Below are 10849 nucleotides of genomic sequence, written 5' to 3' on the forward strand. Positions count from 1 at the left end.
TCCGTGGCCCCGATCTCGCCAGAAACTCAGCGCACCGATGTCGAGCTGATCGCCGCGCACGCCGCCGGGGATCCCCGTGCTTTCGAGGAACTGTTCCACCGGTACCAGCGACAGCTGGCCCGGCTGGCGCTGCGGCGCACCCGCAGCCCCGAAGATGCCGCCGACGCCGTGCAGGAGGCGATGCTGGCCGTGCACAACGGCGCCGCCCGGTTCCGCCGACACGCCGCCGTCAGCACCTGGCTGCACCGGATCGTCCTGAACAAGTGCATCGATCAGCTCCGCCGCGGCGAGGACGTGCTCACCGCCTTGACCGATGCCGACCGGGTGAGCGCCTCGGACGTCGATGCCGCTGTCGTCACCGCGGTCTTGGTGCACCGGGCCCTGGCCACGCTGCCGCCGGAGCAGCGCGCCGCCGTGGTGGCCGTCGACATGCACGGCTATTCCTGCAGCGACGCCGCCAGACTGCTGGGCGTGCCCGAGGGCACCGTCAAGAGCAGATGCTCGCGCGGACGGGCCCGGCTGGCGGTGCTGTTGGCAGAGCTGCGCCCGGCTCACCGAGACGCCGCGTGAACCGCTGCTGGTGATGTTGGACACTTACCCGGGTGGGGACCTCAGCGGATCAGCCCGCCCACGCCGCCCGGCCGGCACGCGGTGGCGTGCGCCCGGCTGGGGTGGTCATCGGGATCGCCGCGATCGCGGTGGCCATCGGCGTGTCGGTTCCCACTTTGCTGAGCGACGCGGCCCCGGCCGCCGGCACCCTGACCACCGCACGCTCGCTCACGGTCGGTGTTCCTCGTCCGGTGATTCCGCTGTCGGGCGCCGAACTCGGCGCACTCCTGCACCAGCCGCCTGACCTGGGGTCCCTGCGGGATCCCTCGCGGCTGGCGTCATGTCTGAGCGGTTTGGGGTACCCCATCACCACAGCGGTGCAGGGAGCCCGCCCCGTCGAGATCAACGGCCGCCCGGCCGTCGTGCTGCTGTTGGAGTCCGAGCAACCGGGTGTGGTGAACGCTCTCGCCGTGGCGCCACAGTGCAGCGTGGCGCACACCGGGCTGTTCGCCGACACAACCGTCACCCGGCCGTGACACAGGCGGGAACACCCCCGCCTACGCTGTTGTTAACGAGATGCGGCGATCTGATCGCCGAACGACTGTGAGAAAGGCCCGCATGACTGACACATCGTCGAAGAACGGCCAGGCGCCGATTCATGACGTCATCATCATCGGCTCCGGTCCTGCCGGATACACCGCGGCTATCTACGCGGCTCGGGCAAACCTGTCGCCGGTGGTCTTCGAAGGCACCTCGTTCGGTGGTGCCTTGATGACCACCACCGAGGTGGAGAACTTCCCGGGCTTCCGCAACGGCATCATGGGTCCCGAACTCATGGACGAGATGCGTGAGCAGGCGCTGCGCTTCGGCGCCGACCTGCAGATGGAAGACATCGAGTCCGTCGACCTGGACGGGCCCGTCAAGACCGTCACCACAGGCGGCGGCGAGGTGTACCGCGCGCGTGCCGTGATTCTCGCCATGGGTGCCGCCGCGCGGTACCTGGGCGTTCCAGGCGAGCAGGAGTTGCTGGGGCGCGGTGTCAGCGCCTGTGCCACCTGCGACGGCTTCTTCTTCAAGGACCAGGACATCGCCGTGATCGGCGGTGGCGACTCCGCCATGGAAGAAGCGACCTTCCTGACGAAGTTCGCCCGCAGTGTCACGATCGTGCACCGACGGGACGAGTTCCGCGCGTCGCGGATCATGCTGGACCGCGCCGAGGCCAACGAGAAGATCAAGATCCTGACCAACACCCAGGTGGTCGCGGTCGAAGGCGAAGGCACCGTGACCGGGTTGCGCGTCCGCGACGCCATCACGGGCGAGGAGTCCACCCTGGCCGTGACCGGCGTGTTCGTCGCCATCGGCCACGATCCCCGCTCGGAACTGGTCCGCGGTCTCGTCGACCTGGACCCCGAGGGATACGTGCTGACCCAGGGCCGCACCACGGCCACGTCGCTGGAGGGCGTGTTCGCCGCCGGCGACCTGGTGGACCACACCTACCGACAGGCCATCACCGCGGCGGGCATGGGCTGTTCGGCCGCCATCGACGCCGAGCGCTGGCTCACCGACACTCCCGCCCCCTCCGAGACCCCCGAAACCCAGATGATTGGAGCACCCCAGTGAGCGCAGCAGACAGCAAGACGTTGACCGTCTCCGACGACTCGTTCGCCGAAGATGTCCTCAACAGCACCACCCCCGTGCTGGTCGACTTCTGGGCCACCTGGTGCGGCCCGTGCAAGATGGTGGCCCCGGTGCTCGAGGAGATCGCCGGTGAGAAGGCCGGTCAGCTCACTGTCGCCAAGCTCGACGTCGACGCCAATCCGGAGACGGCGAGGGACTTCCAGGTGGTGTCCATTCCCACCATGATCCTGTTCCAGAACGGCCAGGCCGTGAAACGCATCGTCGGCGCCAAAGGCAAGGCCGCGTTGCTGCGCGAGCTCGGCGAAGCGGTGTCCTGACAGCCTTCGGTCTCACCCGCTGACCCCAGGTAGGCGGCACGCGCGCCCGCCTGGCGTTTTCCGGAATCGGGCGCGGGTCTGAGAGAATACTGGCTAGTCTGCCTCGCCTGGTCGGCTGCTCATCGGCGGTCGAACCACCGTGACCGAAGGGCCCACACATGTCGACTCCGCGCCGCGCAGAAGCCGGTGACGCTCTGCGTCTTGGCGATCGTGGTGTCGCAGTGGCCGAAATCCGGGCGGCGCTCTCCGCGCTCGGGTTGGTCGAGAATCCCGACGACGACCTGACCACCGGCCGGCATGTCGCCCCCGATGTCTTCGACGCCGATCTCGACCACGCCGTGCGAGCCTTCCAACAGCGCCGTGGACTCCTGGTCGACGGGATCGTGGGCGAGGCCACCTACCGCGCGCTCAAGGAGGCGTCCTACCGGTTGGGGGCGCGCACTCTGCACCACCAGTTCGGCGCACCGATGTACGGCGACGATGTCGCCACCCTCCAGGCCCGCCTGCAGGATCTCGGTTTCTACACCGGCATGGTCGATGGCCACTTCGGCCTGCAGACCCACAATGCGCTCAGTTCCTACCAGCGCGAGTACGGCCTGGCCTCCGACGGTATCTGCGGCCCGGAAACGTTGCGCTCGTTGTACTTTCTGGGTTCCCGGGTCACCGGCGGCTCACCGCACGCCATCCGCGAAGAGGAGCTGGTGCGCCGGTCCGGCCCGAAGCTGTCCGGCAAGCGCATCATCATCGACCCGGGCCGAGGCGGTGCCGATCACGGGCTGATCACCCAGGGCCCGGACGGCCCGATCAGCGAAGCGGATGTGCTGTGGGACTTGGCAAGTCGGCTCGAAGGCCGGATGACGGCCATCGGCATGGAGACGTTCCTGTCCCGCCCGGCCAACCACAGCCCTTCGGATGCCGAACGCGCGGCCACCGCGAACGCCGTCGGCGCTGATCTGATGATCAGCCTGCGCTGCGCCACCCAGGCCAGCCCCGCCGCCAATGGCGTGGCCACCTTCCACTTCGGCAACTCGCACGGTTCGGTGTCCACCATCGGCCGCAACCTGGCCAGCTTCATCGAACGAGAAGTGGTGGCGCGCACCGGGTTACGGGATTGCCGGACGCATGGCCGCACCTGGGACCTGCTTCGGCTGACCAGGATGCCCACCGTGCAGGTGGACATCGGCTACATCACCAACCCCCGCGACCGGGCGATGCTGGTGTCTCCCCAGACCCGTGACGCCATCGCCGAAGGTATTCTCGCGGCGGTCAAGCGGCTGTATCTGCTCGGCAAAAACGACCGTCCCACAGGAACTTTCACGTTCGCCGAGCTGCTGGCACACGAAGCCGCGATGGGTCAGGCGGCCGGGCGCTTCAGCGGTTCGTGATCTGCGCCGTTTTCTGACTGACGCAGGCGCCGGCGGAGGCGCCCACCGGGGCCTGTAACTGCGAGCTCTCGAGCAGTCGCTCCAGCGCCGCTTCGACTTCGGCCTTCCAACCGAGCCCCTTGTCGAGTTCCAGACGCAGGCGCGGAAAATACCGGTGGTGGGACACCACCACAAAGCCGACCTCCTGCAGGAAGTCGGCCTCGATCATGCACTGATCGAATGCGCAGTCCCCCAGCGCGAGCACGGCGGCGTCCAGAGTGTGATCCGCGGTCGCCGGATCCAGCAGTTCGGCCGCGTCCGCGGTGCGGCCGAACGCCTCGAGGGCCCGCACGCCGCGGCGGACCATCTCGGTGACCACGTGCGCCACCAGACTGTGCGCCAACCCGTCGCTTGCCGAACCCGGCTCAACTGCCATCGATGTCAGTAGCACCGCGTCGGCGCTCACCGGTGCGGTGGGAAAGCGCAGTGCTCGTGGCACCGCATGCGGCGGGGCATAGAGCACATATCCCAGACATGGCAGTTCGCTGTCGGCGTCCTCGTCGGCCGGAACGGTGGTGGCGACCTGCCCGCAGGAGCCCCACTCGAGCATGACCATCGACAGCCACGCTTCTTTTTCGAATTCGGGATCGGTCAGGTGGTCTTCTCCCCCGACCGTCTCCGGGGCCACCTCCCAGAACACGCATCGCCGCGCGTGCTTGGGCAGCTGCTCGAACGCTTCCAGGCGTAGCGGCGATATTCGAGCAGACACTTAGTTTCCCCGGCCTTTCTGCGGTGCGGACATGCGCCCTACGACGTCGGCATCGCGACCGCCGTCACTGCCCCCTTGCGTGGGGCCGTGCGAGCCGGCCGACGAGTCGGACCATGTACCGAGCCCTTCCAGGATAGGAGAGAAGACCACTCCTCGGCCAGGAGCCGACCCGATCCCGCGACTCTGCTGGACATGTTGGCCAAACCGCAAGCAGTGCAACAGCTTTCCGTTGTACCAGCCCAACTCTCGGGCCCGGCGCAGAGCTGTCGTCACAGTGACGTTTCTACCTGGGGTGACCGGTCGCGGGTTTTCGGCGTTGTCACGACTTCGTTTGGCCCATCAAGTCGACGATCCGCTGCAGATCGTCCACGGATCCGAACTCCACCACGATCTTGCCTTTGCGCTTCCCCAAGCTGACGGTCACACGAGTGTCGAAGGTACCGGACAGCCGTTCCGCGACATCTTGTAGCCCCGGCATCTGGATCGGCTTGCGGCGCGGAGCCGCCGGGGACGGTCCGTCCCCCCGGTTCGCCAACGTGACGGCTTCTTCGGTGGCCCGGACCGACAATCCCTCGGCGACGATGCGTGCGGCCAGCTCCTCCTGCGCCTCGGCACCCGCTTCCAGAGCGAGCAGCGCGCGGGCGTGGCCGGCGGACAGGACACCCGCGGCCACCCGACGCTGTACGGCGATCGGCAACCGGAGCAGCCTGATCATGTTGGTGATCAAGGGGCGCGATCGTCCGATGCGCGAGGCCAGTTCATCGTGCGTGACCCCGAACTCATCGAGCAGCTGCTGGTACGCCGCCGCTTCTTCCAACGGGTTCAACTGCGCCCGGTGGATGTTCTCCAGCAGCGCGTCGCGCAGCATGTCGTTGTCGGTGGTCTCGCGCACGATGGACGGGATGGTGGACAGGCCCGCTTCCTGTGCGGCTCGCCAACGCCGCTCCCCCATCACCAACTGGTACCGCGCGGGTGCACCGGGACCGTCGACAGGAAGGGCGCGCACCACGATGGGCTGCATCAGCCCGAACTCTTTGATGGAGTGCACCAGTTCGGACAGCGCTTCTTCATCGAAGACCTGACGCGGCTGCCGAGGGTTCGGCTCGATGGCCGCCGGATCGATCTCCCGGTACACAGCGCCGGCTTCGTTGGCGGGAGCCGGCGGTCCCCCGATCAACACATCGGCCGCGGCGCTGCCCAGCTTCGGGCTCAGTGCATCACGCTCGCCGTCGGCCGGGCCCGTGGGGATGAGGGCACCCAGGCCGCGGCCGAGACCGCCCTTGCGTCGTGACGGCTGGCTCATGCTTGTCCCTTCGGTGAGGCGGCGCCGCGTTCAGCGAGCTCGCGGCTGGCGTCCAGATAACTCATTGCCCCGCGCGAACCCGGGTCGTAATCGATGATCGTCATGCTGTAGCCGGGGGCTTCCGACACCTTCACACTGCGTGGGATCACGGTGCGCAGCACCTTGTCGCCGAAGTACCGCCGTACCTCATCGGCCACCTGATCGGCCAGCTTCGTGCGCCCGTCATACATCGTCAGCAGCACGGTGGTGACGTTGAGGCTTGGGTTCAGGTGCGCCTTCACCATCTCGATGTTGTTCATCAACTGCGAGACACCCTCCAGCGCGTAGTACTCGCACTGGATGGGGATCAGCACCTCGGGAGCGGCCACCAACGCGTTGAGGGTCAGCAGTCCCAAAGAAGGTGGGCAGTCGATGAACACGTAGTCGAAGTCCGACTCTGCCAACTCGGCGAGCGCGTTCCGCAATCGGTTCTCGCGTGCCACCATCGACACCAGTTCGATCTCCGCGCCGGCAAGATCGATGGTGGCCGGTACGCAGTAGAGCCGGTGATTGTTCGGGCTCTGCTGCAGGGCCTCGTGTAACGGAATCTCGCCGATCAATACCTCGTACGACGAGGGTGTGCCGGACTGCCGACGTTCGATCCCCAAGGCGGTGCTCGCATTGCCCTGCGGGTCGAGGTCGATCACCAGAACCTTCAGTCCCTGCACCGCCAGCGCGGCGGCCATGTTGACCGCCGTCGTGGTCTTGCCGACGCCGCCCTTCTGATTGGCGATGGTGAACACCCGGCGCTGCAGGGGGCGCGGTAGGTGCTTCTGCTTGTGCAGGACATGCATCGCCCGTTCGGCCGCAGCGCCGATAGGGGTATCCGAGTCGCCCGGACTTGTCCCCCACGTTTCACGTGAAACATCAGTGTGGGACGAGCTCCCCGAGTGTGACACTGTCATCGACCCCTCCTGCCCGACGGCTTCCGCTGCCGGTCCTTGGACTCTGCTGCCCGCCGCGCGACGACCACGGTCGCCGGCGGATCTAGATACTCCCCGCCACATCTCATCACCTCTGCATCGACAATGCCCAACGAAGCCATCATCTGACCGTGCTCGGAAATCTCGGCTTCCGCACGATCCCCTTTCAGCGCGAGCATCATGCCGCCCGCCTTGAGCAAGGGCGCCGTCCATCGGGTCAGCTTGTCCAGGGATGCCACGGCCCGGGAGGTGACGAAGTCGAAGTCTGCTGCAGCGCGGACCGCCGGTTCCTCTGCCCGGTGCCGTGACACCTGGACCGTCGTCAACCCGAGCTCGTCGATCACGGCCTCCAGGAACACCGTCCGCCGGAGCATCGGTTCGATGAGCGTCAGGTCCAGATCGGGCCGCGCTATCGCCAACGGTATCCCGGGCAGCCCGGCACCGCTGCCGACATCAGCTCCTCGCGCATCCCGCGCGATCAGCTCGCCGACCGCCGCGCAGTTGAGTAGGTGACGGTCCCACAGCCGATCGGTCTCGCGGGGGCCGATGAGGCCGCGTTCCACTCCGTCGGTAGCGAGCATCTCCGCATAGCGTTGGGCCAGCGGCAGCCGTTCGCCGAACACCTCGGCGGCCACCGCTGGCCCCGTCGCCGTACCGTCGTGTTTCACGTGAAACATCCTCCCGGTTCGACGCGCTTGAATCTGAGAACTACATGGATGTAACTACGGTCAGTCGACGAGGATGACCACGCGACGCGACGGCTCCACGCCCTCGCTCTCGCTGTGCACACCCGAGACGGCGGCCACTGCGTCGTGCACGATCTTGCGTTCGAACGGCGTCATCGGAGCCAGCTGCTCGCGTTCGCCGCTTTCCAGTACCCGGCGGGCCACCTTGTCGCCCAGCGCGGCAAGCTCCTCACGACGCTTGCGACGCCAGCTGGCGATGTCGAGCATGAGCCGACTGCGCTCCCCCGTCTTCTGATGCACAGCGAGCCGGGTCAACTCCTGCAGCGCGTCGAGCACTTCGCCCTTGCGCCCCACCAGCTTCACGAGATCGTCGCCGCCGTCGATGCTCACCACAGCGCGGCTACCTTCCACATCCAGGTCGATGTCGCCATCGAAGTCCAGGATGTCCAGCAGCTCCTCGAGGTAGTCACCCGCGATCTCGCCTTCGGCGACAAGGCGCTCCTCGAGATCACCCGGTTTGCTCTCACCGTCAGCGGTCGCTTCCACCGCCGCATCCGTCTCGGTGTCGGTGGGCTGCTCGGTGATGTCGGCTTCAGTCATGTGTCTTCCATCCCTCTCAGTCACACTGTGGCTTCCACACGATGCCGGTGATCCTGCACAGCACCACAGTGTCGGTCTTTGAAGCTGTCCGGGAGGCCGTGCTCTGGCCTCAGCGGCAACTGATGATCAACGTTTCCGTTTCTTGGGTTTGGCTCCCGGCCGCGGCGTTCGGTTCTGGCCCGCGCCACTACCCGTAGCGGTGTTGGTCTTGGGAGCGCTGCCGTTGTCGCTCACCGGCTTGTCCGACGATTCTGCCGCGCCCTCGGCGGTGGTCGAGTCGGATACCTCACCCGAAGCGGTGGCCGCTCCAGCGGCGCCCGGCGACTTCTTCTTCGGCTTCGCACCCGGTGCCGGGGCGTTGGCCGCGCGACGCTCGATCGCCTCCTGCTTCTTGGCCTCTTCTTCCTTCTCGATGCGGCCGAAGACGATGTGCTGCTGGCCGAAGGTCCAGATGTTGTTGGCGAACCAGTACAAGATGATGGCCAGGGGCAGGAACGGACCACCGACGGTGACGCCGAGCGGGAACACGTACAGCGCCAGCTTGTTCATGATCGCGGTCTGCGGGTTGGCCGCAGCCTCCGGACTCTGCCGCGCAATGGAGGCACGGCTGTTGAAGTAGGTGGCCACACCGGCGGCGATCATGACCGGCACACCCACCAGGATCACGGCCACCCGGTTGAACTCGGTGAACGCGTCCAGACCCGTCGTCTGGATCATGGTGGCGCCCAGCGGCGCACCGAACAGGTTGGCGTCCAGGAAGTTGCGGACGTCGGCCGCACTGAAGAAGTAGTTCGCGGTCTGGGCGTTCTCGGCAACGGAGAGTTGCAGCTGCCCGAAACCCCCCTGCGTGCGGTTGAACGAGCGCAACACGTGGAACAGACCGATGAACACCGGGATCTGCGCCAGCATCGGCAGGCAGCCGAGAATCGGGTTGAACCCGTGTTCGCGCTGCAGCTTCTGCATCTCCAGCGCCATGCGCTGACGGTCCTTGCCGTACTTCTTCTGTAGCGCCTTGATCTGTGGCTGCAACTCCTGCATCTGCCGCGTGGTGCGGATCTGCCGGACGAACGGCTTGTAGAGAATGGCACGCAAGGTGAAGACCAGGAACATCACCGCCAGCGCCCAGGCGAAGAAGTTGGACGGCCCCAGCAGGAACGCGAACGCTTTGTACCAGAGCCACATGATCCCGGACACCGGGTAGTAGATGATGTCCAGGCTGAACCAATTAAACATACGACTCGTTTCTGCCGCCGGTCACGGCATCTGGGTCTGGAGCACTGTGATGGCGTTCGGGTATCGGGTCCCATCCTCCCCGATGCCACGGACCGCATTTCGCGAGGCGGACCGCGCTCAACCAACTCCCCCGGACGAGACCGAATTCGGTCAACGCGTCGACGGCGTATTGGCTACAGGTGGGCGTGAACCGGCACGTCGGTAACCGCAGCGGGGACACCGTGTGCCGGTACAGCTGAATGAGGAAGATCAACGAGCGGAGCGGGAGCTGTGTCGCGCGTCGTGTGCGAGTGCTCACCGGCGGGCGCCCATCACCTTGTGGGACCGCTCCAGGCCGTTGCGGAGTTGCTGCTCGAGTTGAGCCGAAAGAGCATGCGCGCTACTGGGCAACGCGCGGATGACGATCCGTTCACCGGGATCCAGGGTGTCGATGACATGCCGGGCCACGTGACGCAGTCGCCGTGAGACGCGATGTCGCGTCACCGCCGAACCGACCGATTTGGAGACGACGAGACCGACCCGGGGGCCGTCGGCGCTGCCCTCGTCCCGACGGACGTGGACGACGATGTCAGGCTGAACTGCCCGGACTCCCCGCTTGACGGTGGTGCCGAAGTCGGTGGACCGGGTCATCCGATACCGCGCGGGGAGCAACGTCCCGACTGCCCGTATCGGATCAGGCAGTCAGCGAACGACGCCCCTTGCGGCGCCGTCCGGTGACAATCGCGCGACCGGCGCGCGTGCGCATCCGAAGCCGGAATCCATGCACCCGTGCGCGGCGCCGGTTGTTCGGCTGGAAGGTCCGCTTGCCCTTGGCCACGGCTGTCTCTCCTTGTTGCGTCTGGCCACCGACACTCCACCTGCGTTTGCAGGCAAGCACGATGGCCGTTGGTAAGCTCATGCGTCTTGCTCGTAACCGGCGCGGTTCACACGGATCGACAAACCAATCCGGGTTCGCTGCCGTGCCGCCGACGTTCGGGCGACTGTTCGAGGGTACTGACGTGTTTGCGCTGGGTCAAACCTGCTCGTACAGGGACCTCTGCCGGCCCTGAGGGAGCCGCTGAGTACCGAAAACACCACCTTCACAACGGTCCCCGCCGGTCCCGCGCCGGCACGCTGCCGGAAGCTTTACGGAATGTTGTAGAACGGTTGGCACCCTGAGATAAAACTGTTAGCTTCTGCCAATGCCGTTTCCGACCGGGACGGCCCCAGACAACGAAGCGAGGATCCCGGGTCGTCTACCTCGCGGACGTCTCCGCCCTGGTCAACAGCCGGGCCCGTCTGTGAATCGAACCCGCGTCCTGTCGCCGCTAGACTGCCAGGCGAGGACAACCGTCCTGTCCACATCTGTGGATAACTTTGTGGACAGTTTTGTCGGCCAGGTGAGTTTCGCGTGAAAGTTGGGAAGTTTGAGCCAGGGGGGATCTGTCG

General features: G+C 66.4%; 14 protein-coding genes. 5 read left to right on the plus strand and 9 right to left on the minus strand.

All coding sequences use genetic code 11. From position 1 onward, the window contains the following. Nucleotides 1-3: 3 nt before the first annotated feature. The 5 genes from sigM to NL241_RS34640 all read left to right on the plus strand — a co-directional run bounded on the left by sigM (nucleotide 4) and on the right by NL241_RS34640 (nucleotide 3889). Complete coding sequence (sigM, locus tag NL241_RS34620; protein ID WP_494396411.1) at nucleotides 4-570, plus strand: RNA polymerase sigma factor SigM; 567 nt, start codon at nucleotides 4-6, stop codon at nucleotides 568-570. 32 nt (nucleotides 571-602) lie between these two features. Then, complete coding sequence (locus tag NL241_RS34625) at nucleotides 603-1085, plus strand: RsmA family anti-sigma factor (RefSeq protein ID WP_494396412.1); 483 nt, start codon at nucleotides 603-605, stop codon at nucleotides 1083-1085. An 82-nt stretch (nucleotides 1086-1167) separates the two neighbouring features. Further along, nucleotides 1168-2169 (plus strand): thioredoxin-disulfide reductase, encoded by a 1002-nt coding sequence (gene trxB, locus NL241_RS34630; protein WP_487692060.1) that lies wholly within the window; start codon nucleotides 1168-1170, stop codon nucleotides 2167-2169. Continuing rightward, nucleotides 2166-2504, plus strand: a complete 339-nt coding sequence (trxA, locus tag NL241_RS34635) for a thioredoxin (protein WP_487692061.1) — start codon at nucleotides 2166-2168, stop codon at nucleotides 2502-2504. Before trxB ends, trxA begins: the two co-directional genes overlap by 4 nt. A 158-nt stretch (nucleotides 2505-2662) precedes the next feature. Then, nucleotides 2663-3889: an N-acetylmuramoyl-L-alanine amidase gene (locus NL241_RS34640; RefSeq protein ID WP_487692062.1), complete on the plus strand. Its 1227-nt coding sequence runs from the start codon at nucleotides 2663-2665 to the stop codon at nucleotides 3887-3889. Here the strand turns inward: NL241_RS34640 and NL241_RS34645 are convergent. The 9 genes from NL241_RS34645 to rpmH form a co-directional block, all read right to left on the minus strand. Then, on the minus strand, nucleotides 3876-4637 hold the full coding sequence (locus NL241_RS34645) for an acetyltransferase (RefSeq protein ID WP_487692063.1): 762 nt from the start codon (nucleotides 4635-4637) through the stop codon (nucleotides 3876-3878). The genes NL241_RS34640 and NL241_RS34645 overlap by 14 nt on opposite strands. Nucleotides 4638-4956: 319 nt before the next feature. Further along, nucleotides 4957-5940 carry a ParB/RepB/Spo0J family partition protein gene (locus tag NL241_RS34650; RefSeq protein ID WP_494396413.1) on the minus strand — a complete coding sequence of 328 codons (984 nt, stop codon included), beginning with the start codon at nucleotides 5938-5940 and terminating at the stop codon, nucleotides 4957-4959. After that, nucleotides 5937-6884 (minus strand): ParA family protein, encoded by a 948-nt coding sequence (locus NL241_RS34655; RefSeq protein ID WP_494396414.1) that lies wholly within the window; start codon nucleotides 6882-6884, stop codon nucleotides 5937-5939. The genes NL241_RS34650 and NL241_RS34655 overlap by 4 nt, the downstream gene beginning before the upstream one ends. Further along, entirely contained in the window at nucleotides 6881-7579 is a 699-nt protein-coding gene (gene rsmG, locus NL241_RS34660) for a 16S rRNA (guanine(527)-N(7))-methyltransferase RsmG (RefSeq protein ID WP_487692066.1), read from the minus strand. Before rsmG ends, NL241_RS34655 begins: the two co-directional genes overlap by 4 nt. A gap of 51 nt (nucleotides 7580-7630) precedes the next feature. Next, complete coding sequence (locus NL241_RS34665; protein WP_487692067.1) at nucleotides 7631-8188, minus strand: Jag family protein; 558 nt, start codon at nucleotides 8186-8188, stop codon at nucleotides 7631-7633. A gap of 126 nt (nucleotides 8189-8314) precedes the next feature. Next, nucleotides 8315-9421, minus strand: coding sequence for a membrane protein insertase YidC (yidC, locus tag NL241_RS34670; protein WP_494396415.1), 1107 nt, complete (start codon nucleotides 9419-9421; stop codon nucleotides 8315-8317). Then, nucleotides 9414-9719 (minus strand): membrane protein insertion efficiency factor YidD, encoded by a 306-nt coding sequence (gene yidD, locus NL241_RS34675; protein ID WP_487692068.1) that lies wholly within the window; start codon nucleotides 9717-9719, stop codon nucleotides 9414-9416. The genes yidC and yidD overlap by 8 nt, the downstream gene beginning before the upstream one ends. Next, on the minus strand, nucleotides 9716-10072 hold the full coding sequence (gene rnpA, locus NL241_RS34680; protein ID WP_494396416.1) for a ribonuclease P protein component: 357 nt from the start codon (nucleotides 10070-10072) through the stop codon (nucleotides 9716-9718). Before rnpA ends, yidD begins: the two co-directional genes overlap by 4 nt. A 22-nt stretch (nucleotides 10073-10094) precedes the next feature. After that, nucleotides 10095-10238: a 50S ribosomal protein L34 gene (gene rpmH / locus NL241_RS34685; protein WP_005142265.1), complete on the minus strand. Its 144-nt coding sequence runs from the start codon at nucleotides 10236-10238 to the stop codon at nucleotides 10095-10097. Nucleotides 10239-10849 lie beyond the last annotated feature (611 nt).

The sequence above is a fragment of the Mycolicibacterium sp. SMGY-1XX genome (assembly GCF_059132455.1).

What these genes read in the sequence shown, in the direction of transcription:
- NL241_RS34650 (WP_494396413.1), bottom strand. Translation starts at nt 5,940, where the DNA reads ATGAGCCAGCCGTCACGACGCAAGGGCGGTCTCGGCCGCGGCCTGGGT.
- NL241_RS34655 (WP_494396414.1), bottom strand. Translation starts at nt 6,884, where the DNA reads ATGACAGTGTCACACTCGGGGAGCTCGTCCCACACTGATGTTTCACGT.
- yidC (WP_494396415.1), bottom strand. Translation starts at nt 9,421, where the DNA reads ATGTTTAATTGGTTCAGCCTGGACATCATCTACTACCCGGTGTCCGGG.
- rsmG (WP_487692066.1), bottom strand. Translation starts at nt 7,579, where the DNA reads ATGTTTCACGTGAAACACGACGGTACGGCGACGGGGCCAGCGGTGGCC.
- NL241_RS34665 (WP_487692067.1), bottom strand. Translation starts at nt 8,188, where the DNA reads ATGACTGAAGCCGACATCACCGAGCAGCCCACCGACACCGAGACGGAT.
- NL241_RS34640 (WP_487692062.1), top strand. Translation starts at nt 2,663, where the DNA reads ATGTCGACTCCGCGCCGCGCAGAAGCCGGTGACGCTCTGCGTCTTGGC.
- trxB (WP_487692060.1), top strand. Translation starts at nt 1,168, where the DNA reads ATGACTGACACATCGTCGAAGAACGGCCAGGCGCCGATTCATGACGTC.